This window comes from Streptomyces sp. NPDC026246 (genome assembly GCF_055567995.1).
Genome location: NZ_JBVHPJ010000013.1, coordinates 51908 through 76474 on the forward strand (window position 1 = coordinate 51908; position 24567 = coordinate 76474).

The following is a 24567-nucleotide window of genomic DNA, read 5'->3' on the forward strand; positions in this document are numbered from 1 at the left end:
GTCAATGCGGCGCGCAACGGCTTTTCCGGAGCACCCCCCGCCGCCTCACCCGGGCGCTGTCATCTACACGGCCGTAGAATCCGGGAACACCGGGGCGGCGGCAGACGTTGGCCCGGAGACAGACCGCACTTAAGGAGCACGTTCTTGTCCGCCAGACCGACGGACCCTCCGGGGCACAGTCCCCGACCATCCCGCCACGGCATCACTGATCGCGGCACACGGCGGGGTGGTGTTCGATGAGTGCCGCCGACGCCCTGCTGGGCCTGCTCGCCGTGTTCGTGCTGACCGCCGGCACCGGCTACTTCGTGGCCCAGGAGTTCGCCTACGTCTCCGCCGACCGGCTCACCCTGGCCCGTGAGGCCGAAGCCGGTGACCGCAGGGCCGCCCGCGCCCTGAAGGTGCTGGAACGGCTGTCGTTCATGCTGTCGGGCGCGCAGCTCGGCATCACCGTCACCGGACTCGTCGTCGGCTTCATCGCCGAGCCGTCGGTGTCCGCCCTGCTCCGGCCCGCCCTGTCCGGCCTCGGCCTGCCCGACGCCGCCGTCGGCGGCGTCTCCGTGGTGCTCGCCTTCGTGCTGGCCACCGTCGTGCAGATGGTGCTGGGCGAGCTGGCCCCGAAGAACCTCGCGATCGCCGTGCCCGAACGGCTGGCCAAGGCGCTGGCGCCTTCGACGCTGGGCTACCTCAAGGTGGTCGGCCCTCTGGTCCACGTCTTCGACTCCGCGGCGAACAAGCTGCTGCGCAGGGTGGGCATCGAGCCGGTGGAGGAGCTGCACCACGGCGCCACGCTGGAGGAGCTGGGCCACCTGATCGGCGAGTCGCACGAGCAGGGCGCGCTGCCCAAGGACACGGCCGCGCTGCTGGACCACGCGCTGGAGTTCTCCGAGCGCACCCTGGACGAGGTGATGGTGCCGCGCGCCGACGCCGTCTTCGTGCGCAGGGACGCCGGCGCCGGTGAGGCCATCGGCCTGATCGCCCGGCACGGCCACTCCAACTACCCGGTCCTCGGCGACCACCCGGACGACGTCTCCGGGGTGCTGGGCGTGCGCGAGCTGATGGCGCTGCCCGCCTCCCGCGTCGACGGCGCGACGGCGGGCGAGCTGGCCCGGCGGCCGCTGCTGCTGCCCGACACCCTGGCCCTGCCCGACGCGGTCGCGCGGATGCGGGAGTACGACGACGAGTTCGCCGTCGTCCTGGACGAGCACGGCGGCGTGGCCGGCATCGTCACCTACGAGGACATCGCCGAGGAGCTGGTCGGCGACATCGCCGACGAGTCGGACACGGTCACGGCGGTCGCCGTCGCCGACGGCGACGGCTGGCTGGTGGACGCCGGCCGCCGGCTCGACGAGGTGGCCGAGGCCACCGGTGTCGGGCTGCCGGAGGACGACGACTACGACACCGTGGCCGGACTGGTCGTGGACCGCCTCGGCCGCTTCCCGACCGTGGGCGACCGGGTCACGGCCGAACTGCCCGGTGGCGGGCGCGCGCTGATCGAGGTGCGCACGCTGGACCGGCACGTGGCCGACCGGGTGCGGATCGGTCCGCTGGTGGCGGCGGAGGAAGCCGCGGAAGCCGAGGAGATGGCGTGAGTTTCCCGATGGCGGTCTTCGTGACCGTGCTGCTGCTGATCGGCAGCGGCTTCTTCGTGGCGGCCGAGTTCGCACTGGTCGCCGCCAAGCGGCACCGCATGGAGAAGGCGGCGGCCGAGGGCCGGCGCGGTGCCGGGGCGGCCCTGGCCGGGATGCGCGAGCTGTCGCTGATGCTGGCCGGTGCCCAGCTGGGCATCACCGTGTGCACGCTCGGCCTGGGCTCGGTGTCCAAGCCGGCGATCTCCCACGAGCTCGACCCGCTGCTGCACGCCCTGGGCCTGCCCAGCGCGGTCAGCTACGGCGTGGCCTTCGCCGTCGCCATGGTCGTCGTGGTGTTCCTGCACATGGTGGTCGGCGAGATGGCGCCCAAGTCCTGGGCGATCGCCCACCCCGAGCGTTCGGCGATGCTGCTCTCCCCGCCGTTCCGTGCGGTGGTGCGGGCCGTGCGCCCGCTGATCCGGCTGCTGAACCGGGTGAGCAACGGCCTGGTACGGCTGTGCCGGGTCGCCCCGCGCGACGAGCTGGCCCCGGTGCACGACCGGGAGCAGCTTGCGCACCTCGTGGAGGAGTCCGAGCGGCTGGGCCTGATCAGCACGACCGACTCGGAGCTGCTGACCCGCTCCCTGACCGAGCCGGAGACACCGGTGGCGGCGCTGAGCGTCCCGGCCGCCGGCATCACCTGGGTCGAGGGCGGCGCGGACGTCGAGGCGCTGCTGCGGCTGGCCACCGCGCACGACCGGACGCGGCTGCTGGTGCGGGAGGGGGGTGCGGTCCTGGGGTCGGTGCACGCCCGGGACGCCCTGGTCGCCCGGGCCCGGGGCCGCTCCACGTCCGCGCGGGAACTGGCCCGGCCGGTTCCGGAACTGACCGAGGCCACGACGGTCGCCGAGGCCATCGAGGTGCTGCGCCGCCGCCGGGCCTCCCTGGCGGTGGTCCGGGACGACGCGGGCCGGCTGACCGGCCTGGTGACCCTGGACGACCTCCTGGCCCGCCTGATGCAGCCGGCCGCGGCGGCGTGACGCCGCGGCGGGTCGTTCCGCGGACGGGCGCCCGGTCGCCCCGCTCGGGGGGGGCCGGGCCCGTACGGCGGCCGGCCCGGCGCGGCTCGGCGCGCGAATCTCCCGCGGATCTGCACACCGCCCGTCCAGGAACGGCGGCCCACCCGGGCCGCCGTCGCCCGGCACAGGCGGCACGGGAATTCGGCACCGAATGGCCCGCTTCCTGATTCCGGACGCAACCCTTTCGGGCGCGGCGGGCCGCCGGGCTTCGTGAATGAGTGGGGTTTTCCTGTGACCCCGCGGTCACAGCGGTGGAAACCGTCGGCGATCGACACCCCGAACTGCCCGTCACCCACTGGCCGTTCCGCTTCGGCGGTGTTTTGATCCTGCGACATTGACGCGATGACATTCACGCGATGACATTCACGCGAAGGGAATTCCCATGCACCTCACCGACCCGGCCCACAGCGTCGAGCTCTCCGACGCCGATCTGGAGAACGTCTCCGGCGGCAACGCCGGCCTGGGCGCCTCCGCGAGCCTCGTGGGCGGTCTGTCCGCCGGCCTGGTCGAGCCGCTGACCGCCGGGGCCTGCGCCGACCTGCAGGCCGCGCTGTCGCCGCAGGGCGCCGCGGCGGGCGCGCACACGGGCGTGCACACCACCTCGCTCTAGACCAGACCGCGAAAGGGCCCCGGGAACTGTCCCGGGGCCCTTTCGCGTACCCGCACGACGAGCCGCGCCCGTACCCCTGCAGCACCGGGTCACACATGTGGGGATTGTGCGAAACCCGTGACGGAAATCTGCACGGGACGGGGGTGGGTAACGCCCAGGAAGGGCGTGTCGCAGACTTACCCGGTCCCTTCAGACCCCGCCCGATACAGCGATAGGAAAACGCGGTGACGACCCAGACGACCCGGACCGAAGAACTGCCGATCTACGAAAGCCTCATACGCGAACGCGGCGACGTCGTCGAGGAGGCCCGCGCGGTCTCCGAGGAGACCCAGCACCGCATGAGCCAGGCGCTGGCCGGGCACCCCGTGCCCGCCGACGAGGAACCCGCCGAGCACTGAGCCCCGCCGAGCACGGCGCTGCCCGTCAGACGTGCCGCCGTGCGGTGCGATCGCGCGGGTGCGCGGCACCGGCGGTCCGCGCCGCTGGATCGAGCCGGCCTGCGAGCACGACCACGGCGCCGCCGCCGGCGCCGGCCACGAGGAGTGCCGGCCGGCGCTGCGCCGCGACTTCGCCACGGACGTGGTCACGCGCACGCCGGCATGGACGCCCAGCGCGGGCTGACCCGCAGACGCTGCTGGACCGGGCCGTCACCCGCTGAGCGGGTCGTGGCCCCAGTTCATCAGCGAGTACCGCCACTTCGTGTCCCGCACGTCACCGGAGGGGCGCTGGGCAAGGTGGCGGCGGACGTACCCGACCACCTTGCGCATGTGCTGGTAGTCGTCGTCCGTGAGGTCGCCCTTCGCGGCCCGCAGGATCTCCACGATCCGGCGGCCGGAGGCGTGCCCGGTGGACTCGCCGCCGTCCTTGTGCTGACCCGCGTCCTGCGAATCGCCGGACTCCAGCCACTTCTCCAGTTCGGCCGGTGTCATGTTCACCAGCTCACGGAACTCTTTCCAGGTCTCCTCGCGCTGCCCGTCGTCCACGCCGCCTCACTTCTTCTTCTTGAGCGCGGACGGCTTGTGCACGGCGGTCCGGCCGGACTTGTCGCTGCGCACCTCGTACTGGGGGTCGTCGGGCGAAGCGTCGACCGTCCGGCCCGCCGCCTCCGTCCGTTCGGTGATCTTCCGCTCGACCTCGCCCTCGGCGGTGCTGCCGTGGCTGCTCCAGGTGACCTTGTCACCCTTCTTCGGCCGGTCGCCTTCGCTGCGGTTCTTCGCCATGCCGGTGCTCCCTCGGGGTGACGTGCCGTCCCTCCAGCCTGCGGGTGCGGCCTGCACACCGCAGCCCGGCGGGCGTCAACCGGGTACCCGCGCACGCGAACCGCTCACGGCTCCTCCCTACGGCTCCTCCCACACGAGTGCCGTCAGCACCGCGCTCGCGACGGTGACCGGGACCTCGGCCTGGTTCAGCAGCCGGATGCGCATGCCGCGCCCCGAGGCCAGCCGCTTCGTCAGGGGCACGACGGCGAAGGTGCCGCCGGCGGTCCCGGTGATCTCGTGGATCGGGTGGTCGGACCGCAGCTCGTCGCCCTGGTACTCCGACATGCGCGCCTGGACGACCGCGCCCGCCGGCAGGCCCTCCAGGTGCAGGCTGACGGTGCCGGTGAAGCGGGCGGGCCCGCGCACGAAGACGCTGCCGCCGGAGGCGTGGTCACCGGACTCGTCGGCCCACTCGGTGGTGAACTCCACCGAGTCCCAGGCACCGGGCCGCAGCGGGTACGGCTGGGTCACTCCGAGGTTGACGTACTCGGGCATGGGGTCCTCTCCTTTCCAGCGGCCCGCGGGCAGGGCCAGGGCGTCGGCGACGTCGCGCCGGAAGTCGGCCATGTCGAACCCGCGCGGGTCGACCTTCCAGTCGCTCCACTCCAGATGGCCGATCGTGCTCTTGCGGCCCCAGCCGTGCGCGCGGCAGACCGCCGCGGTGGCCTTGACCATCGCGAGGTACTGGGCGGGCGGCCAGGGGTCCTTGCCGTCCCCCTTGTTCTCGCACTCCCAGCCGTAGAAGCGGGCGTTGCCGTCGACCGAGCCGGCGGATCCGTCGTGCTCGTGCGTGGCGGGCGGGTAGGTGCCGTACGACTCGCCGATGACGGCGTTCAGCACGTCGCGGTCGCCGCCCCCGGCGTGGTTGGCCCGGCCGTTGCCGGTCAGGTGGACCACGCCGTCCTTGGTGATGCAGCCGGTGGCGAGCGGGCCGGGCAGGGCGCTGTGGCCGCGGTAGATCAGGCCGACGACGTCCGTGCCCGGGCCGGTGACGGTGTGATGGATCATCATCCCGTGCACGGGCCCCCAAGGGCCCACGTGGTTGCGGTTGTTGGTGCGCCATCCGGCCACCTCGTGGACGGCGCAGCCCTCGGCCTTCAGTGCGGCGACGAGCCGGGTGGCGGTGAGCGGGGTGGCCATGAGCGGGTCCTCCGTTCCGGCGTGGGGGTACCGGTCTGAAGACGGTGCGAACACACCTGGGGAGCGCGTCGGCTGGGGGACGCGGTGGTGAACTTTCCTGTACGTACGTGCGGTTGGGGGGAAGCGTTGAACGGGCCGGGCCCCTTCTCGCGGGGCCCCGCGCGGCGCGGTCCCGTGCAGGCGCCCGGGATGCGGTTATTCCCGCGGCTCACCCCCCTGCTCACCTTCACCGGACCGCAACGGCGAATTCGGCGCGAATACGACGCTGCCGACCGCCGCGGCGCCTGCGCGCGACAGCCTCTGGGGGGTGGCGGCAGGAGCCGCCACCCCCCAGAGGCTGTTCGAACGTGCCCCGGTGGGTCAGGCGCCGAGGCGGGTCACGGAGGCGTCCAGGCGGGCGGCGATCTCCTCCAGTGCGTGGCGCGAGGGGACCTCGCCGTCCAGCCCGGTGAGGAGGTCCTCGCGGGAGGCGATCTCCAGGGCTCCCCGGTAGTCGTCCGTTCGCAGGGCCGACTCCGGGACGACCTCGGCGGCACCCGACACCACGACCAGAACGGGGTCGTCGGCTTCGGACTCCAGCAGGTCCTTGACGTGCTCGGGGGTGATCATGACAGCAGCATCCTCCGTGGTGGTGACTCGTGGGTGAGGCGTCCGGTCATGCCGTCCCCTCGCCCGGACCCGGCCGCCGCCCGGCGCCGGCCCGCCCCCGGGCCGCACGGACGGCGAGCCCGGCACCGACGAGAAGCAGCACCAGCGCGGCGATGTTCCAGGCCCAGTCGTACGGGGTGACGTCGACGCCGTAGCGGATCTGGTGCAGGCGCAGCAGCTTGTGGTCGACGATCCCGTCGAACAGCTGGAAGGCGCCCAGTCCCAGGAAGAAGCCCGCCCAGGCGTGGGCCCGGTCGAGCGACCGCCGGCGGCGAAGGTCGGCGAAGAGAAAGAATCCGGCCACCAGGCCCAGCAGTTCGGCACTGTGCAGCAGACCGTCCGACAGCAGGCCCACGCTGGTGGTGGACCGGTCGTAGAAGTGGTGCCAGCCGAGGATCTGGTGGAAGACGATCTCGTCGACCGCCGCCATCACGGCGGCTCCGATCAGCGCACAGACGGCCGCCGTCCGCCGTGGCTCGGGCCGGGCGACCGCAGGGGTGCCCGGCCGGCCCGCTCGCGTCATGGACATCCGCCTCCGTCCGTGCGTGGGCACCACCTGCCGCACTCGCCGCGGCAGCCCGCACCGAGTACCCACCGGAGCGCACCCCTGCACCCACGGCCACGCCGCCTCCGCCCGGCCCGGGACCGGAGGCGGCCGAGCCCGGGCCACGGGTCAGGCGGTCACGTCCGCCCCGCGCGGCCCGCCGCCGGCCGAGGACGGCGTACGCCCGCCCAGAGCCTCCTCCATCAACCGGCTACCGGAGGACGTGCCGCCCGGATCGCTCGCGGCGGCCATCAGCCACGCGGCGGCGTCGGGGGGCGTCTCCGGGGGGATCACCAGGAGGTTCCACCGGCCCACGCGGTAGGAGAGCAGCAGCAGCTCGTGCGCGTCCTGCTCGGCCAGGAACCAGCCGACGTTCATCACGCGGCCGGGCAAGGGCACCTTGCGCGGGACGACGGGCCAGTGGGTGGGGTTCACCGTGACGCGGGTGACGCGCCCCCACAACGGATCCAGCACCGCGGCCAGGGCCGGGAGTTCGGCCGTCAGATCACGGGAGCGGGGCCACCAGGCGCCGTCCAGGAGCGGCGGCGCCGAGCCCGCGGGTACGAGTGCCAGGCGGGGCGAGGACGGATCCTCGTCGGTCTTTGAGGTCGGCGGCTGGACAACGGTCGCGGTCATGACGCGAGCCTCACCCCGAGCCGACGCGAACCGGCCCGGCGTATTCGATCGCCGAAAACGACACCGGCCTGGAAGCCGGTGTGCGGTAGATCCTCGACTGCTCCAGCCTACTCCTGCCGGCCGCCTCTCGGGCCGTGCGCGCACCGGGAGTTCGGCCTCCCCCGGGGTGCCCGTCGTGCCGGTTCCCGGCCCGGCGCCGTCGGCGCTACGCGCCCTTCGGCCCGTGCCCCGCTCGTCCCGTGCCGGTGTCGAGCAGGATCTGATGGGCCTGCGTCGCGCTCCCGGCGCGGACGGCCTCGGCCATGGCGGCCCGCGCGGCGTCGGGCGTCGCGTGCGGCGGGATCACGAGGAGCGAGAAGAGGTCCTGCCCGCCGCGGGTGATGAGAACGGTGTCGTCGCCGATCGGGGAGGAGTCGATGTGGACGACCCGGTCGTCGATGGTCATCCGGGTCGGCAGGCCCTCCCAGGCGCCGGCGTCCAGTCCGACGCGGGTGACGGGTCCCAGGTACTCGGTCAGCGCACCGACCAGGCCGGGGAGTTCGGCGGCGATGTCCCGGGAGCGCGGCCACCACGCCCCGTCGAGCACGCCCTGCCGGTCGTGCGTCGTCTCCAGCCGTACGACGAGGGCCGACCCGGGCCGCACGCCCCGGTGGATCGCGTCCGGCAAGGGGCTGGTCACCTGCGGGGATTCGGAGTCGGACATGGAGCGGCCTGCCTCACGGGGACAGGGGCCGATCGGCCACCTCGTTCCACGGTACTCCGCCGCCCGCGGCCGCAGCAGCCACCCGAAGGCCCGGTGCGGCCGTACGGCCGACCGGCGACGAGTGGCCGGCCGGGGACGCGGGACCACGCTGTCCCGCTGACGGTGACGCCGGTGCCGCCGAGGGCGGTCGGAGGGCGGCCAGAGCACGCCGGAGGTGACCGGTGCCACACTGGATCGCGTGGCGGAGACGGACCGGGAGCTCGACCGGCGGCTGGAGCAGGCCATCGTGGACCTGCTGGAGCGGCGTGCGCCCACCGCCTCCATCTGCCCGTCCGACGCAGCGCGCGCCGTCTACGAGGGTGACGACGACGGCTGGCGGGCGCTGATGGATCCGGCCCGCCGGGCGGCCTGGCGTCTGGTGGCGGCCGGCGAGGTCGAGGTGACCCGGGCCGGACGGCCCGTCACGGAGAACGAGGCCCGCGGTCCCGTCCGCATCCGTCGCGCGGTCCCCCGGCACCCCGGACCCGGTTGACCTCGCCCCTCGGGCCGGACCGCGCCGGCGCGGCGGCGTCTTCGGCCGGGCCGGACGGTGTGCGCCTGCCCCCGGTCTGCCCAGCACCGGCCGGGCCGGGCAGGCCGGGGGCTGGCCGGGCAGGCCGGAGCAGGCCGGAGCAGGCCGGAGCAGGCCGGAGCAGGCCGGGGCACGGTCACTCGGGCGGAGCGCCCAGCGGGCTCGCGGCCAGCGCACGCGCGGTGCCGTAGAGGTTGGCGGCCATCGCACGGCCGGTCTTGTGGGCCCAGTCGTGACCACGTCCGTCGTCGAGGTAGTCCGGGCCCGGCCCCGGGCCCAGGTGCCAGTACGTCCACGACTGGCCGGGAACGGTGTAGCCGATGTCGCACAGGGCGCCGTTGATCTCGCTGATCACGTGGTGCGCCCCGTCCTCGTTGCCGGTGACGACGACTCCCGCGACGCGGTTGTAGGCGACAGGGCGCTCCTCGTCGTCCGTCTCGGACAGCATGGCGTCCATGCGCTCCAGGACCCGCTGGGCGACCGAGGACGGCCGGCCGAGCCAGGTCGGGGACGCGATGACGAGGATCTGCGCCTGCAGGAGTTTGGCGTGCACCGCGGGCCAGTCGTCGCCGGCGTCCACGGCTTCGCTGACCACGCCGGGATGGATGTCGAGGTCCACGGCCCGGACGTACTCGACCTCGACGCCGGCGTTCTCCGCCAGCCAGTCGCCGACGACCTCGGCCAGCGCGGCGGTGTTGGACGGCTCGGGGGACTTCTTGAGCGTGCAGTTGATCACCAGTGCCTTCATGAGACAGCCGTACCCCGCGGTGGGCGGACGGCCCCCGCGGTGCACCCGACCGGGCCATGCGGGAGGCCCGGGCCATGCGGGAGGCCCGGGCCGAGCGGGAGGGGAACGTGGACGCTCGGACGACCGGGCGGACTCCGCGACCCCGGCGTTTCGCCCGTAGTCGCCCGGTTACCCCTGAAGAGTCGTCTCCCGGCGCGCCCCGTGCACGGTCCGGACGCCGGGGCAGTGGATCACCGACGGGATCGGAACGGAGCTTGCATGGCCAGCACCAAGGTGTCCGACTACATCCTCCAGCGGTTGCGCGAGTGGGATGTCGACCATGTCTTCGCCTACGCGGGCGACGGCATCAACGGTCTGCTGGCGGCCTGGGGGCGGGCGGACAACAAACCGAAGTTCGTCCAGGCCCGGCACGAGGAGATGTCCGCGTTCCAGGCCGTCGGCTACGCGAAGTTCTCCGGCAAGGTCGGGGTGTGCGCGGCCACCTCCGGCCCCGGCGCCATCCACCTGCTGAACGGGCTCTACGACGCCAAGCTCGACCACGTTCCCGTCGTGGCGCTGGTGGGCCAGACCAACCGCAGCGCCATGGGCGGCTCCTACCAGCAGGAAGTGGATCTCGCGAGCCTCTACAAGGACGTCGCCTCCGACTTCTGCGAGACGGCGACGGTGCCCGAGCAGCTTCCGAACCTGATCGACCGCGCGTTCCGCACCGCCTACGCCAAGCGCACCGTCACGGCGATCATCCTGCCCGGTGACGTGCAGGAGCTGGACTACAGTCCGCCCACGCACGCCTTCAAGATGGTGCCCTCCAGCCTGGGACTGGGACGGTACGCGCCGGTTCCGGCCGACGAGGACCTCCAGCGCGCCGCCGACGTGCTGAACGCCGGCGAGAAGGTGGCAGTCCTCATCGGGCAGGGGGCCCGCGGCGCCCGCGAGGAGGTCGAACGGCTGGCGGACGTGCTCGGCGCCGGCGTGGCCAAGGCCCTGCTCGGCAAGGACGCCCTTCCCGACGACCTGCCCTACGTGACCGGCTCCATCGGACTGCTGGGCACCCGGCCCTCGTACGAGCTGATGCGGGAGTGCGACACCCTGCTGATGATCGGCTCCAGCTTCCCGTACACCCAGTTCATGCCGGAACTGGACCAGGCTCGTGCCGTGCAGATCGACATCGACCCGCACATGATCGGTCTGCGCTACCCGAACGAGGTCAACCTCGTCGGCGACGCCCGCGAGACGCTCCGGCGGCTGCTGCCCCGGCTGCACCGCAAGCAGGACCGGACCTGGCGGGAGAAGATCGAGAAGGACGTCGCCCGCTGGTGGGAGGTCATGCAGCGCCGCGCCGCCGTCAGCGCCGACCCCATCAACCCGGAGTACGTCGTCCACGCCCTGGACGGCAAGCTGCCCGACGACGCGATCCTGAGCGCGGACTCCGGCTCGGCCGCCAACTGGTACGCCCGTCACCTGCGGCTGCGCGGCAGCATGCGCGGCTCCCTGTCCGGGACCCTGGCCACCATGGGCCCCGGCGTGCCGTACGCCATCGGGGCCAAGTTCGCCCACCCCGACCGGCCCGCCATCGCCCTGGTCGGCGACGGTGCCATGCAGATGAACGGCATGATGGAGATGGTCACCGCCGCGAAGTACTACCGCGAGTGGTCCGACCCGCGGCTGATCGTGGCCGTGCTGAACAACGGCGACCTCAACCAGGTCACCTGGGAGATGCGCGCCATGTCGGGTGCTCCCCAGTTCGAGGAGTCGCAAGCCATCCCCGACCTGCCCTACGCCGACATCGCCCAGCGCATGGGGCTGGACGGCGTGCGGGTGGAGAAGCCCAAGCAGGTCGAGGCCGCCTGGGACCGCGCCCTCGCCGCGGACCGGCCGTTCGTCATCGACTTCCGCACCGACCCGGCCGTACCGCCGATCCCGCCGCACGCCTCGCTGGACCAGATCGAGGCCGCCGCCACCGCGATCCTCAAGGGCGACAGCGACCGCGGCTCCATGGTGAAGCAGGGGCTGAAGGCCAAGGTGCAGGAGATGCTGCCCGGCAGCCGGCACCGCGACGACCGCCCCGGCGCCGGCAAGCACGACAGCGCCGAACAGAACGGGTAACCGGGCCTGAGGGCCCGCGCGCGATCCACGGGAGGCCGTGGTCGGGTGCCCAGCCCCCGGCGGAATCGGTGTCCGGGCGTGTGGTCGATTAGGCTGCGGCGGTTCGTGCCGTCCACGGCGGCAGCCCATCGACGGAGAGGAAAGCCGATGATGCAGCATGCATCGGCCACCGACCCGGCTCCCGGGCGCCGCCCCGAGCTGGTCCCCGACCCGGATGTCGAGTCGGCCCGTATCGCGGCCGTGCGCCGCTACGACATCCTCGACACTCCCCCCGACGGGGCGTTCGACCGGGTGGCGGCGATGGCCGCCCGGCTCTTCGACGTGCCGGTGGCGACCGTCACGATCGTGGACACCGACCGCATCTGGTTCAAGGCCGCCCACGGCCTGGAGGGCGTCGCGGAGATCGGCCGTGATCCGGGCCTGTGCGGCTCGGCGATCCTGCGCGACGACACCATGGTCATCCCCGACACTCTCAAGGACGCCGTCGCGGCGGACAATCCGCTGGTCGCCGGAGAGATGGGGGTGCGCTTCTACGCCGCCGCCCCGATCATCACCCCCGACGGGCACCGGCTGGGCACGGTCAACGTCCTGGACACCCGGCCGCGCTCGATCACCGAGAAGGACACCGCCACGCTCGCCGATCTCGCCGCGATCGTGCTGGACGAGATGGAGTTGCGGCTGTCGGCGCTGCGCGCCCTGCGCGACGAGCAGGCCCGCCGGGAGGCGGAGAAGCGGCATGCCGAGGCGGAACGGGCGCGGGCCGAGGCGGAACGGGCGGCGCGGGAGAAGGCGGAGCAGGACAAGGCCGCCATCGCCGCCTTCGCCTCCACCCTCCAGCGCACCCTGCTGCCCCCGGCCCTTCCCGTGGTGCCCGGCCTGGAACTGGCCTGTCACTACCGCACCGCCTCGGTCCACGACGTGGGCGGCGACTTCTACGACGTCTTCCCCCTCGACGGCGACCGGTGGGCGTTCTTCCTCGGTGACGTGTGCGGCAAGGGCCCCGAGGCGGCGACCGTCACCGCGCTGGCCCGCCACACTCTGCGCGCAGCGGCCCAGATCAACGCCGATCCCGTCACGGTGCTGAGCGCGCTCAACACCGTGCTGCTCACCGACGTCACCGCCGGCCGCCGCTTCTGCACCGTGCTCTTCGGCCTCCTGGAGCCCCGGCAGGACGGCGGCTTCACCGTCACCGTGGCCACCGGCGGCCACCCGCCGGCCTACCACGTGCGCCCCGACGACAGCGGCGACGTCTGGGTGCGGACCGTACGCCCCCAGGGCGGGATGCTCGTGGGTGCCTTCCCCCAGGCGCCCTTCGCGCAGACCACGTTCTCGCTGACGGCCGGCGAGAGCCTGTTCCTCTACACCGACGGGCTGATCGAAGCACGTAACACCGAAGGCGCCCTGCTCGGTGAGGACGGCCTGACCGGCTTCCTGCACCAGCGCACCGGTCCCGTCACCGCCACCTCCCTGGTCGAGGACAGCATCACCCTGCTGGCCTCGCTGCCCGACGGAGCCCGCGACGACGTGGCTCTGCTGGCCCTGTCCGTCCCCCACCCTCACACCACACCCGACAGCGGTGTCGCCGCCACCGCCCACACCGCCGCCGCGCCCGACCACTTCGGCCAGGAGTGACGACCGACGTGACCGACACGCTGCAGCTGACCGTCCGGCACCCTCGTCCCGGCATCGCGATCGCCACGGTTCTCGGCGACGTGGACACCCGCACCGCGGACGCCCTGCGCCGCGAAGCCTCGGGAGTCCTCGAACGCGGATGTCCGCTTCTGGTCCTGGACCTGTCGCAGGTCGGCTTCTGCGACTCCGCCGGTCTGAGCGCGCTCATCGGCCTCTGGCACACCGCCCAGGCGGTGGGCGGTGCACTCGGTCTCGTCAGCGTCCCCGACCGCCTGATGCGGATGCTCGTCCTCACCGGCGTCGACGCAGTCCTGCCGGTCCACGCCACCGCCGCCGAAGCAGTCACCGTCATGACCGCCGGCACGTTCACCGGCGCGGGCGAGCACGGCTCGATCACTCCTGCCCCCGCCGGCGGCGCGACCAGTGAGCCGCCCGGGACGCAGCGCACCACGGCCTGCGGCAGCGCTCACCACCCCTGCGCCGAACCGAGCTGATCGCGTCGGCCCGGCCAAAGGGCTCGTGCCGGAGCATCGGGCCGGCGCCGATCCGCGGTGGCCGCCGGCTTGGAGTGCCGCGGGTGTCGGCCGGCTCCAGGATCGCCACGCACTCCACATGGTGCGTCATCGGAAACACGTCACCCTGGGCACGGATAAGGAAACAGCAGGTCAGAGGTGGTCTACGGGCTCGCATGAGGGGCCGTCGGGGACTCGGAGCGTCAAACGAGCGTCACGGGTCCCCCTGCCATGGGTGTCTCCTGAGAGGGTTGCGCGAAGCGCGGAGTCCGGGAGGCCCCGGAACGCGGGGAGGCGGTCCGGGGCCCGTCATCGACGTTATGCCCGGTGCCACGCGGTCCGGTCCGGTCCTGACGGGACGCTGACGCCGGTGCCGTCGACCCATACGCATCGCTGACGTGGCGGGCGGGAGGGGCCCGGAAGCCGGTGTGCGGAGGGCACCGGGATGTCACCCAACGGCCGTCGGACACCGTGCGGTACAGGCGCGGGAGGCGGGTGCGCGCTTGATGACCGATGGGTGCCCCTCGGCAGCCAGAGTGTGGAAGCGTCGGCGGGTCCGCCCGCGCTCGGCAGCTCGCGACCGTCCTGGGGTTGGCGGCTCACCGGGCAGTGACACCGCCGCGCCCCGCGCGCTCCACAAGGCCCGGTGCCGCGCAACGGACCGCGGCCGGTGCGGTGACTGCTCAAGGGTCACTGACGGTGCCGCCGGCGGCATCCGGCCGTCCCGGCGGAACGCCGTCCGGTCACACGTCCTTCCGGACCTCGCTGCCCCGGGGCCCTCAGGACCCGGCCGCGGCCGGAAGCGCCGGCTGGTCCAGCCGCTCGGGGGCCATGGGGACGCTGAGCACCATGGTGAGGCCGCCGCCGGGTGTGTCCTCGGCGTGTACCGTGCCGCGGACGGCCTCGGTGAAGCCGCGTGCGACCGCGAGGCCGAGGCCCACACCCACACCGCGGGGTGAGTCGCCGTAACGCTGGAACGGCTCGAATATGCGTTCCTTGGCCTCGTCCGGCACTCCGGGGCCGCGGTCGACGATCCGCACCTCGACCCGGTCGGCGAGGGCACTGGCGGAGACCAGGACCTTCTGCCCCGGCGGGCTGTGCTTGACGGCGTTCTCGACGACGTTGGCGACGGCCCGCTCCAGCAGTCCCCGGTCGACCTGGACCATGGGCAGTGTCTCGGGGATGTCCAGCTCGACGCTGTCCTCGGGGACCCCGCCGAGTGCCATGGGGACGACCTCGTCGAGGTCGGTCTCGCGCAGTACGGGTGTGACCGTGCCGGTCTGCAGGCGGGACATGTCGAGCAGGTTGCCGACCAGCTGGTCGAGCCGGTCGGCCCCTTCCTCGATGGCCTCCAGGAGCTCCGCCTCGTCCTCCTCGGACCACTCGACGTCGTCAGACCGCAGTGACGAGACGGCGGCCTTGATTCCGGCCAGCGGGGTGCGCAGGTCGTGACTGACGGCGGCGAGCAGCGCGGTGCGGATGCGGTTGCCCTCGGCCAGTTCCTCCGCCCGGTCCGCCTCGCCCTTGAGTCGCTGACGGTCCAGGACGACGGCGGCCTGTACGGCGAACGCGGCCAGGACCCGCCGGTCGGCGGCCGGCAGGACCCGGCCGCGCAGGGACAGGGCCATGTGGTCGCCGACGGGAACATCGACGTCCGCGTCGTCCGGTGTGCCGGCGGGCCGGGGCCCTACGCTGCCGGCGCAGGTCCAAGGTGCTGTTTCGCCGGTCCGCTCCAACAGCGCTACCGACTCCATGCCGAAGGTCTCGCGGACCCGTTCGAGCAATTCCTCCAGCCCGGTCTCGCCGCGCAGCACGTTCCCCGCGAGGAACGAAAGGATCTCCGACTCGGCCCGCAGCCGGGCGGCCTGCTGGGTGCGGCGGGCGGCGAGGTCGACGACCGAGGCCACCGCCACGGCCACACCGACGAAGACCACGATGGCGACGATGTTCTGCGGGTCGGCGACGGTCAGGGTGTGGGCGGGCGGGGTGAAGAACCAGTTCAGCAACAGCGATCCGACCGCGGCCGAGACCAGCGCCGGCAGGAGTCCGCCCAGCAGCGCCGCCGCCACCGTCAGGCTGAGGAACAGCAGCATGTCGTTGGCGAGGCCGACGTCCGGCACGGCACTGTTCAGAAGCAAGGTGAGCAGGACAGGGCCGAGCACACCGGTCAGCCAGCCGCTGATCACGCGGGCACGCCCGAGACGTGCTCCGCGTGCCACCGGCAGCCCGCGCCCCTTGCCGGCCTCGCCGTGCGTGATGAGGTGCACGTCGAGGTCGGGGCCGGACTCGCGGGCCACCGTGGCGCCGACGCCCGGCCCGAAGACGTACTGCCAGCTCCTGCGCCGGGAGACACCGAGGACGATCTGGGTGGCGTTCACGCCGCGGGCGAAGTCGAGCAGGGCGGCGGGGATGTCGTCGCCGATGACGTGGTGGAAGGTGCCGCCCAGGTCCTCGACCAGGGTGCGCTGGAGAGCCAGCTCCTTCGGGGAGGCGGCGGTGAGGCCGTCGCTGCGGGATATGTAGACGGCCATGACTTCCCCGCCGGCGCCCTTCTCCGCCAGTCGCGCGGCCCGCCGGATCAGGGTGCCCCCTTCCGGACCACCGGTGAGGCCGACCACGATCCGCTCCCGCGAACCCCAGATGGCGGAGACCCGGTGCTCGCTGCGGTACTCGGTCAGGTAGGCGTCGACCCGGTCGGCGACCCAGAGCAGAGCCAGTTCGCGCAGGGCGGTGAGGTTGCCCGGCCGGAAGTAGTTGGACAGCGCCGCGTCGACCTTGTCCGGCTTGTAGATGTTGCCGTGCGCCATGCGGCGGCGCAGTGCCTGCGGGGACATGTCGACCAGTTCGATCTGGTCGGCACGCCGTACGACCTCGTCGGGGACGGTCTCCCGCTGCCGCACCCCGGTGATCGACTCGACGACGTCGCCGAGGGACTCCAGGTGCTGGATGTTGACGGTCGATATCACGTCGATGCCGGCGGCGAGCAGTTCCTCGACGTCCTGCCAGCGCTTGGCGTTGCGGGATCCGGGAACGTTGGTGTGGGCCAGCTCGTCCACCAGGGCGACCGCGGGGGCGCGGCGCAGAACCGCGTCCACGTCCATCTCGGTGAACGTGGCGCCCCGGTGGTCGAGCTGCCTGCGCGGGATCTGTTCGAGGCCGTGGAGCATCACCTCGGTGCGCGGCCGGTGGTGGTGCTCCACGAAGGCGACCACGCAGTCGGTGCCTCGCTCGATGCGGCGGTGCGCCTCCGACAGCATCGCGTACGTCTTGCCGACGCCGGGTGCCGCGCCGAGGTAGATCCGGAGCTTGCCGCGTGCCATGTCGTTCCTCGGTCAGCCTTCGAAGCGGTAGCCCATGCCGGGCTCAGTGATCAGATAGCGGGGGTGGGCGGGGTCCTTCTCCAGTTTGCGCCGCAGCTGGGCCATGTAGACCCGCAGGTAGTTGGTCTTGCTGCTCTGCGAGACGCCCCAGACCTCCCTCAGCAGGTGCTTCTGTGTGATCAGCCGGCCCGGACTCGTCACGAGGATCTCCAGCAGGTGCCACTCGGTCGGCGTCAGCCGCACGTCCCTTCCGTCGCGCACCGCCCTCTTGGCCAGCAGGTCGAGGGTGAAGTCGTCGGTCTCGACGAGCGTCGCCGCCGGACCGGCGGGGGTGGTCTCGGTACGGCGTACGGCGGCCCGGAGCCGGGCCAGCAGTTCGTTCATGCTGAACGGCTTGGTGACGTAGTCGTCGGCACCGGCGTCCAGCGCGGCCACCTTCTCGTCCGACCCCTGGCGGGCGGACAGGACCAGGATCGGCACGCGGGTCCAGCCGCGCAGGCCCTTGATGACGTCGACACCGTCCATGTCGGGCAGACCGAGGTCGAGCAGCACCACGTCGGGCTGCCGTGCGGCGGCGAGCCGCAGGGCCGTGGCCCCGTCGGGAGCCGCGTCCACGCCGTAGTGACGTGCCTGCAAGTTCAGGACGAGGGCCCGCACCAGCTGCGGGTCGTCCTCGACCACGAGCACCCGGGTCATGGGCGTCTGCCTCTCCTGTCGTACGTCGTGCCGTGCACGCCCGGAAGCGGGGCGCCCGACGTCGCGGCTGCGGGAGCCGGCGGGTCCGGGATGTTCCCGTAGCCGCCGACTCCCGAGGACATCGCGTAACGTCATCAGCTCTTCGCCCCGAGTTCCTTGAGGGCGATGTTGAGCTCGAGGACGTTCACGCGCGGCTCGCCCATGAAGCCGAGGGTGCGGCCCTCGGTGTGCTCGTCGACGAGCTTGCGCACCTCGGCGGTGGACAGGCCGTTCTTCTCGGCGACCCGGTGGACCTGGATGTCCGCGTACTGCGGGGAGATGTTCGGGTCCAGTCCGGAGCCGGAGGAGGTGACGGCGTCCGCGGGCACCTGGGACGGCGTCACCCGGTAGGTACCCGTGGAATTGTCGTTGACGACGGCGGCTCTGGCGTCCTTCACCCACTGAACGAGCTCTTCGTTGTCCCCGGACCGGTTGGTCGCGCCGGACAGGATGAGCTTGTACTGGGTGTTGACGCTGTTGGTGCCGAGGCCGTTCTGTGGTCGGCCCTGGAACCACTTCAGGTCCGGTGCCGGGGTCTCCTGCCCCTTCTTCAGCGGCAGGTTGTACGCCTGCCCGATGAGGGACGAGCCGACGACCCTGCCGTCCGCCTTGATCTCGGAGCCGTTCGCCTTGTCGTGGAACAGCCCCTGCGCGATGCCGGTGACGACCAGCGGATAAAGGACGCCGGTCACCAGGGTCAGCACGAGGAGGGCGCGCAGGCCCGCCCCGAGCAGCCGGGCGGTGTTCGATACGGAGTTGTTCATGGCCTTAGCCGATCCCGGGGATGAGGGAGATGAGCAGGTCGATGAGCTTGATGCCGATGAAGGGGGCGACGAGTCCGCCGATGCCGTAGATCGTCAGGTTGCGGCGCAGCAGCCTGTCCGCGCTGACCGGCCGGTACTGCACGCCCTTCAGGGACAGCGGCACCAGCGCGATGATGACGAGTGCGTTGAAGATGACGGCGGACAGGATCGCGGAGTCCGGTGAGGACAGGCCCATGATGTTGAGCTTGTCCAGGCCCGGGTAGACCGCGGCGAACAGCGCCGGGATGATCGCGAAGTACTTGGCGACGTCGTTGGCGATGGAGAACGTCGTCAGCGCGCCCCGGGTGATGAGGAGTTGCTTGCCGATCTCGACGATCTCGATGAGCTTGGTGGGGTTGGAGTCGAGGTCGACCATGTTGCCGGCCTCCTTGGCGGCCGACGTGCCCGTGTTCATCGCCACGCCGACGTCCGCCTGGGCCAGCGCGGGAGCGTCGTTGGTGCCGTCACCGGTCATCGCGACCAGCTTGCCGCCCGCCTGCTCCCGCTTGATGAGGGCCATCTTGTCCTCGGGGGTGGCCTCCGCGAGGAAGTCGTCGACGCCTGCCTCCTCCGCGATCGCCTTGGCCGTCAGCGGGTTGTCGCCCGTGATCATGACGGTCTTGATGCCCATGCGGCGCAGTTCCTCGAACCGCTCCCGCATGCCGTCCTTGACGACGTCCTTGAGGTGGATGACGCCCAGGACACGGGCCCCACGCGCGTCCTGGACCGCGACGAGGAGGGGCGTACCGCCGGCCTCGGCGATGCGGTCGGCGATCAGGTCCGCGTCGTCGGCGACGGTGCCGCCGTTCTCCTGGACCCAGGCGGTGACCGAACCGGCCGCGCCCTTGCGGATCCTGCGCCCGTCGACGTCCACACCCGACATCCGGGTCTGCGCGGTGAAGGCGATCCACTCGGCACCCACCAGCTCGCCCTGGTGGCGCTCGCGCAGCCCGTACTTCTCCTTGGCGAGGACCACGATCGAGCGGCCCTCGGGTGTCTCGTCGGCCAGCGACGACAGCTGGGCGGCGTCGGCCACCTGCGCCTCGGTCGTGCCGCGCACGGGCACGAACTCGGCGGCCTGCCGGTTGCCCAGGGTGATGGTGCCGGTCTTGTCGAGCAGCAGGGTGGAGACGTCACCGGCGGCCTCGACCGCGCGGCCGGACATGGCGAGCACGTTGCGCTGCACGAGCCGGTCCATGCCGGCGATGCCGATCGCCGAGAGCAGGGCACCGATCGTGGTCGGGATCAGGCAGACCAGGAGAGCGACCAGCACGACCATCGTCAGGTGGGTGCCCGCGTAGTCCGCCAGGGGTGGCAGCGTGGCGCACGCGAGCAGGAAGACGATGGTCAGCGAAGCCAGCAGGATGTTGAGGGCGATCTCGTTCGGCGTCTTCTGCCGGGCCGCGCCCTCCACCAGGTTGATCATCCGGTCGATGAAGGTCTCGCCGGGCCTCGTCGTGATCTTGACGACGATCCGGTCGGAGAGGACCTTCGTGCCGCCGGTGACCGCCGAGCGGTCGCCGCCGGACTCGCGGATCACGGGCGCGGACTCACCGGTGATCGCCGACTCGTCGACGGAGGCCACACCCTCGATGACGTCTCCGTCACCGGGGATGACGTCGCCGGCCTCGCAGACGACCAGGTCGCCGATCCTCAGCTCGGTGCCGGGCACGTGCTCCTCGCGGTCGCCCACCAGGCGGCGGGCGACCGCGTCGGTCTTGGCCTTGCGCAGGGTGTCGGCCTGGGCCTTGCCCCGGCCCTCGGCGACGGCCTCCGCCAGGTTGGCGAAGAGCACGGTCAGCCACAACCAGGCGCTGATGGTCCAGCCGAACCAGTCGCCGGGGTCGGTGAAGGAGAAGACCGTGGTCAGCACGGAGCCGATCCACACGACGAACATCACGGGGGACTTGACCATCACCCGCGGGTCGAGTTTGCGGAAGGCGTCCGGCAGCGACTTGAGAAGCTGCTTGGGGTCGAAGAGGCCGGCGCCCACACGCCCCTCGGCGGGCTTGTGTCCGGTGGGGGCGTCCTGGTGGGGAGCGAGGGTGGGAGTGGACATGGAGTCCTGTTTCTTTACGTCGGTGGTCATCACGCCAGCCCTTCGGCCAGCGGTCCCAGCGCGAGGGCGGGGAAGTACGTCAGACCGGTGATGATGATGATCGTGCCGACCAGCAGCCCGGTGTACAGCGGCTTGTCCGTGCGCAGGGTCCCCGCGGTGGCCGGGACCGGCTTCTGCTCGGCGAGCGAGCCGGCCAGCGCCAGCACGAACACCATCGGCAGGAAGCGGCCGAGCAGCATCGCCAGGCCGATCGTGGTGTTGAACCACTGCGTGTCCGCGTTGAGGCCGGCGAACGCCGAGCCGTTGTTGTTGGCTCCGGACGTGTAGGCGTAGAGGATCTCGGAGAACCCGTGCGCCCCGCTGTTGGTCATCGAGTTCGCCGGGGTCGGCAGCGCCATCGCGAAGGCGGTGAAGACGAGCACGAGCGCCGGGGTGATCAGGATGTAGCAGGCCGCGAGCTTGATCTCGCGGGAGCCGATCTTCTTGCCCAGGTACTCGGGGGTGCGGCCGACCATCAGGCCGGCGATGAACACCGCGATGATCGCCATGATCAGCATGCCGTAGAGGCCGGAGCCGACGCCGCCGGGCGCGATCTCGCCCAGCATCATGCCGAGCATGGTGATGCCGCCGCCGAGGCCGGTGAAGGAGGAGTGGAAGGAATCCACCGCGCCGGTCGAGGTGAGGGTGGTCGACACCGCGAAGATCGACGAACCGCCGACGCCGAAGCGGACCTCCTTGCCCTCCATCGCCCCGTTCGCCAGCTCGAAGGCCGAGCCGTGGTGGGAGAACTCGGTCCACATCATCAGCGCGACGAAGCCGAGCCAGATGGTGGCCATGGTGGCGAGGATCGCGTAGCCCTGCTTGACCGAGCCGACCATCAGGCCGAAGGTCCGGGTGATCGAGAACGGGATCAGCAGGATCAGGAAGATCTCGAAGAGGTTGGAGAACGGGGTGGGGTTCTCGAAGGGGTGGGCGGAGTTGGCGTTGAAGTAGCCGCCGCCGTTGGTGCCCAGCTCCTTGATGACCTCCTGCGACGCGACCGCACCGCCGTTCCGCTCCTGCGCGCCGCCCATGAACTGGCCGACCTCGTGGATCCCGGAGAAGTTCTGGATGACGCCGCAGGCGACCAGCACGATCGCGGCGACGAACGCCAGCGGCACCAGGATGCGCACCACCCCGCGCACCAGGTCGGCCCAGAAGTTGCCCAGCTCACCGGTGCGCGAACGGGCGAAGCCGCGCACGAGAGCCACCGCGACGGCTATGCCGACGGCGGCGGAGACGAAGTTCTGCACGGCCAGGCCGGCGGTCTGCACGACGTGGCCCATGGCCTGCTCGCCGTAGTACGACTGCCAGTTCGTGTTCGTCACGAAGGACACGGCCGTGTTGAACGCCTGGTCCGGGTCGATCGAGGCGAAGCCGAGCGAGCCGGGCAGAACCCCCTGGAGCCGCTGGAGGGCGTACAGGAACGAGACACCGACCAGGGAGAAGGCCAGGACTCCGCGCAGGTACGCGGGCCAGCGCATCTCCGTGTCGGGGTCGGCACCGATGCCCTTGTAGATCCACTTCTCGACGCGCAGGTGCTTGTCGGAGGAGTACACCTTGGCCATGTAGGTGCCGAGGGGCTTGTGAGCGAGCGCCAGCGCCGCTATGAGCGCGAGCAGCTGGAGCACGCCGGCGAGTACGGGACCCATCTCTTGTCTCAGAACCTCTCCGGGAAGATCAGGGCGAGGACGAGATAGCCCAGCAGGGAGACGGCCACGACGAGGCCGACGATGTTCTCGGCGGTCACAGCTTCGTCACCCCCTTGGCTGCGAGAGCCACGAGTGCGAAACCCGCGATCGTGACTAGGACGAAGGCCAGATCGGCCATCGCGAACTCCTGGAGTGAGGTTCGGTTGATACGGACGATTCGAGGAAAGCGCATCGGTGGCCGGATCAGGCCGGTCGTTGACGCCTCCCTTACGGCGAGGCCGACGGCTTTGACGGAACGTTGACGCTGCCCGGGCCGACCGGGCGATCGGACTCGCCTTGAGGCAGGAGATCCGGCCTCACGGCAGCCGGAAACGGAGACGGCAGATCACCGCGTCCGTCTCCCGCCGCATGGCGTGCGCGACGACGGCGCCGCGCTGGTTCTGCAGCAGCCGCTGCCACAGCCGCTCCGGCTCGGTCTCCGGGATCAGCACGGTGACGCGCGCGCCGGGCTCGGCGGCGCCTACTTCGCGGACGTACGCGGCGATGGGACGGCCGAGTGACCGGTGCTCGCTGTTCAGCCTGACCAGCGGCACCCCGGGGTCCCACTCCGTCCAGCCCAGCTCCAGCGCGTACAGGGCGGCGCGGTCCTCCGGGTCGGGGTGGCAGACGGTCACCGCGCGAACCTCGTCGCCGAGGGAGGCCGCGGCGGTCAGCGCCTCGGAGGTCAGACGGGAGATCGAGGAGACGGGCACGATCACGACCGAGCGGTCGCGGTGCGGGACCTCGGGGATCAGGCCCAGGCCGAGGCGCTCACCGATGCGGGCGTAGGTGCGGTGCACGGTCTGGAAGGCCACGACCAGCAGGGGCAGGGCGATGACGATCAGCCAGGCGCCCTCCTCGAACTTGGTCGCGGTGACGACGAGGGCCGAGACTCCGGTGAGCAGCCCACCGAAGCCGTTGAGGGCCGCCTTGCCTCGCCACCGCGGACCGTGCTGGACACACCAGTGCCGGACCATGCCGGCCTGGGCGACGGTGAAGCCGACGAAGACACCGATGGCGAACAGCGGCACGAGGGTGTTGGTGTCACCGCCGGAGAAGGCCAGGAGCGCGCAGGAGACAAGGGCGAGCGTGAGCACGCCGTGCCGGTGCACCTGGCGGTCCGCCTTCAGGGCGAAGACATGCGGCAGGTAGTTGTCGCGGGCCAGCAGCTTCAGCAGCACCGGAAGGCCGCCGAAGGAGGTGTTCGCGGACAGGGCGAGCAGGATCATCGTCGCGAACTGGATCACGTAGAACGCCCCGTTGTGGCCGAGGGAGGCGTCCGCGAGCTGGGCGAGGACCGTGACCCCCTCGACCGGCTGGAGGTGGAACCGGGAAATCAGCACCGACAGCCCTGTCAGCATCACGCCGAGGACGGCTCCGAGCGCGACCTCCGCGCGCTGAGCGCGCGTGACACGGGGGACACGGAAGGAGGGAACGGCGTTGGCGATGGCCTCGACGCCGGTCAGGGCGGAGCAGCCCGAAGCGAAAGCCTTCAGCAGGAGCAGGGCGCCCACGGCGGTCGCGTTGTCGGCGAGTACGGAGGGGTGGCCCGCCGCGGTGGCCGTGCTCACCGGCGAGGCGGCGGCGACCAGGCTCGTGCGCGCGCCCAGGTGCGCCTTGGCGACGGCGTAGGAGCCGCCGCTGTCCGGAAACGCCGCGATCACCTGACGGTAGGAGGCGACCAGCACCGCCAGCAGCGCGGCGATGGCCAGCGTGACCGGCAGGGTGAAGCCCAGACCGTGAGCACCCGCGGCGGCCAGGACCAGGACGATGGCCTCGGGCCCGTAGGCCACTGATGCCATGGCGTCCAGGGACAGGGCGGCCAGGCCCGTGACGGCGGTCAGCCGGTGGCGCTCACCGGTATCGGGTGGTTCCTCGCCGACGGGCGCGGCATCCGGCTGGGCGGTCACTGCGGTCATGGACGGGTGCTCCTTCGGGAAGTGTGCGAGTGCACCCAGGTTCCGTCCGGTTCCCATCGCATCCGACCGTTCCTTGCGCCTTCTTCGCGCCCGGGCGGCCAACTTTGACGGGATGCTGATACGCGAGTGACGTGGGCGACGACCGAGCGCCTCGCCCCGGCTGCCTGACGGCTCGGCCGGTGAGAGGCGACGTCGGGGCAAGATGCCGTTCGGCATCCGTCAGAGCCGCGTCAAGGCGCGCCCATCGG

General features: G+C 71.9%; 24 protein-coding genes. 9 read left to right on the forward strand and 15 right to left on the reverse strand.

The window, feature by feature from the left end; genetic code table 11:
• Window positions 1-236: 236 nt before the first annotated feature.
• From ACZ4M5_RS27955 to ACZ4M5_RS27975, 5 genes are all read left to right on the forward strand, one after another.
• Window positions 237-1589 carry a hemolysin family protein gene (locus tag ACZ4M5_RS27955; protein ID WP_467740685.1) on the forward strand — a complete coding sequence of 451 codons (1353 nt, stop codon included), beginning with the start codon at window positions 237-239 and terminating at the stop codon, window positions 1587-1589.
• Window positions 1586-2608 carry a hemolysin family protein gene (locus ACZ4M5_RS27960; RefSeq protein WP_467740687.1) on the forward strand — a complete coding sequence of 341 codons (1023 nt, stop codon included), beginning with the start codon at window positions 1586-1588 and terminating at the stop codon, window positions 2606-2608. Before ACZ4M5_RS27955 ends, ACZ4M5_RS27960 begins: the two co-directional genes overlap by 4 nt.
• A gap of 421 nt (window positions 2609-3029) precedes the next feature.
• Window positions 3030-3257, forward strand: a complete 228-nt coding sequence (locus ACZ4M5_RS27965; protein WP_467740689.1) for a hypothetical protein — start codon at window positions 3030-3032, stop codon at window positions 3255-3257.
• A gap of 224 nt (window positions 3258-3481) precedes the next feature.
• Complete coding sequence (locus ACZ4M5_RS27970) at window positions 3482-3655, forward strand: hypothetical protein (RefSeq protein ID WP_467740691.1); 174 nt, start codon at window positions 3482-3484, stop codon at window positions 3653-3655.
• Window positions 3656-3713: 58 nt separating this feature from the next.
• Window positions 3714-3878 (forward strand): hypothetical protein, encoded by a 165-nt coding sequence (locus tag ACZ4M5_RS27975; RefSeq protein ID WP_467740692.1) that lies wholly within the window; start codon window positions 3714-3716, stop codon window positions 3876-3878.
• Between the two features lie 26 nt (window positions 3879-3904).
• Here the strand turns inward: ACZ4M5_RS27975 and ACZ4M5_RS27980 are convergent, their stop codons facing one another.
• The 7 genes from ACZ4M5_RS27980 to ACZ4M5_RS28010 form a co-directional block, all read right to left on the reverse strand.
• On the reverse strand, window positions 3905-4240 hold the full coding sequence (locus ACZ4M5_RS27980) for a DUF3140 domain-containing protein (RefSeq protein ID WP_467740694.1): 336 nt from the start codon (window positions 4238-4240) through the stop codon (window positions 3905-3907).
• 6 nt (window positions 4241-4246) lie between these two features.
• Window positions 4247-4477 carry a hypervirulence associated TUDOR domain-containing protein gene (locus ACZ4M5_RS27985; RefSeq protein ID WP_398109795.1) on the reverse strand — a complete coding sequence of 77 codons (231 nt, stop codon included), beginning with the start codon at window positions 4475-4477 and terminating at the stop codon, window positions 4247-4249.
• 117 nt (window positions 4478-4594) lie between these two features.
• Complete coding sequence (locus ACZ4M5_RS27990) at window positions 4595-5656, reverse strand: peptidoglycan recognition protein family protein (protein ID WP_467740696.1); 1062 nt, start codon at window positions 5654-5656, stop codon at window positions 4595-4597.
• A 360-nt stretch (window positions 5657-6016) separates the two neighbouring features.
• On the reverse strand, window positions 6017-6265 hold the full coding sequence (locus ACZ4M5_RS27995) for a hypothetical protein (protein WP_467740698.1): 249 nt from the start codon (window positions 6263-6265) through the stop codon (window positions 6017-6019).
• A gap of 46 nt (window positions 6266-6311) precedes the next feature.
• Complete coding sequence (locus ACZ4M5_RS28000) at window positions 6312-6827, reverse strand: DUF2243 domain-containing protein (protein WP_467740946.1); 516 nt, start codon at window positions 6825-6827, stop codon at window positions 6312-6314.
• 150 nt (window positions 6828-6977) lie between these two features.
• Complete coding sequence (locus ACZ4M5_RS28005; RefSeq protein ID WP_467740700.1) at window positions 6978-7484, reverse strand: DUF5994 family protein; 507 nt, start codon at window positions 7482-7484, stop codon at window positions 6978-6980.
• 205 nt (window positions 7485-7689) lie between these two features.
• Window positions 7690-8187 (reverse strand): DUF5994 family protein, encoded by a 498-nt coding sequence (locus tag ACZ4M5_RS28010; RefSeq protein WP_467740702.1) that lies wholly within the window; start codon window positions 8185-8187, stop codon window positions 7690-7692.
• A gap of 238 nt (window positions 8188-8425) precedes the next feature.
• Between ACZ4M5_RS28010 and ACZ4M5_RS28015 the strand changes: the two genes are divergently transcribed.
• Window positions 8426-8719, forward strand: a complete 294-nt coding sequence (locus ACZ4M5_RS28015) for a DUF3253 domain-containing protein (protein ID WP_467740704.1) — start codon at window positions 8426-8428, stop codon at window positions 8717-8719.
• Window positions 8720-8894: 175 nt separating this feature from the next.
• On the opposite strand, the gene ACZ4M5_RS28020 is transcribed toward ACZ4M5_RS28015, so the two are convergent.
• Window positions 8895-9506 carry a flavodoxin family protein gene (locus tag ACZ4M5_RS28020; protein WP_467740706.1) on the reverse strand — a complete coding sequence of 204 codons (612 nt, stop codon included), beginning with the start codon at window positions 9504-9506 and terminating at the stop codon, window positions 8895-8897.
• A 258-nt stretch (window positions 9507-9764) separates the two neighbouring features.
• On the opposite strand from ACZ4M5_RS28020, the gene ACZ4M5_RS28025 reads away from it, so the two are divergent.
• From ACZ4M5_RS28025 to ACZ4M5_RS28035, 3 genes are all read left to right on the forward strand, one after another.
• The gene (locus tag ACZ4M5_RS28025) at window positions 9765-11609 is read left to right on the forward strand and encodes a thiamine pyrophosphate-requiring protein (RefSeq protein WP_467740708.1); all 1845 of its coding nucleotides are present in this window, start codon (window positions 9765-9767) and stop codon (window positions 11607-11609) included.
• 147 nt (window positions 11610-11756) lie between these two features.
• Window positions 11757-13241: a PP2C family protein-serine/threonine phosphatase gene (locus tag ACZ4M5_RS28030; RefSeq protein ID WP_467740710.1), complete on the forward strand. Its 1485-nt coding sequence runs from the start codon at window positions 11757-11759 to the stop codon at window positions 13239-13241.
• A gap of 8 nt (window positions 13242-13249) precedes the next feature.
• Window positions 13250-13735 (forward strand): STAS domain-containing protein, encoded by a 486-nt coding sequence (locus ACZ4M5_RS28035; RefSeq protein WP_467740712.1) that lies wholly within the window; start codon window positions 13250-13252, stop codon window positions 13733-13735.
• Window positions 13736-14532: 797 nt separating this feature from the next.
• On the opposite strand, the gene ACZ4M5_RS28040 is transcribed toward ACZ4M5_RS28035, so the two are convergent.
• From ACZ4M5_RS28040 to ACZ4M5_RS28070, 7 genes are all read right to left on the reverse strand, one after another.
• A complete protein-coding gene (locus tag ACZ4M5_RS28040; protein WP_467740714.1) occupies window positions 14533-17073 on the reverse strand; it encodes a sensor histidine kinase in 2541 nt (846 codons plus the stop codon).
• A 12-nt stretch (window positions 17074-17085) separates the two neighbouring features.
• Window positions 17086-17769: a response regulator gene (locus ACZ4M5_RS28045; RefSeq protein WP_467740716.1), complete on the reverse strand. Its 684-nt coding sequence runs from the start codon at window positions 17767-17769 to the stop codon at window positions 17086-17088.
• A 134-nt stretch (window positions 17770-17903) separates the two neighbouring features.
• Window positions 17904-18572, reverse strand: coding sequence for a potassium-transporting ATPase subunit C (locus ACZ4M5_RS28050; RefSeq protein WP_467740718.1), 669 nt, complete (start codon window positions 18570-18572; stop codon window positions 17904-17906).
• A 4-nt stretch (window positions 18573-18576) separates the two neighbouring features.
• Complete coding sequence (gene kdpB / locus ACZ4M5_RS28055) at window positions 18577-20700, reverse strand: potassium-transporting ATPase subunit KdpB (RefSeq protein ID WP_467740720.1); 2124 nt, start codon at window positions 20698-20700, stop codon at window positions 18577-18579.
• Entirely contained in the window at window positions 20700-22361 is a 1662-nt protein-coding gene (gene kdpA / locus ACZ4M5_RS28060; RefSeq protein WP_467740722.1) for a potassium-transporting ATPase subunit KdpA, read from the reverse strand. Before kdpA ends, kdpB begins: the two co-directional genes overlap by 1 nt.
• An 8-nt stretch (window positions 22362-22369) precedes the next feature.
• Window positions 22370-22459: a K(+)-transporting ATPase subunit F gene (gene kdpF / locus ACZ4M5_RS28065; protein WP_037722934.1), complete on the reverse strand. Its 90-nt coding sequence runs from the start codon at window positions 22457-22459 to the stop codon at window positions 22370-22372.
• 258 nt (window positions 22460-22717) lie between these two features.
• Window positions 22718-24319, reverse strand: coding sequence for an APC family permease (locus ACZ4M5_RS28070; RefSeq protein ID WP_467740724.1), 1602 nt, complete (start codon window positions 24317-24319; stop codon window positions 22718-22720).
• Window positions 24320-24567: the final 248 nt, after the last annotated feature.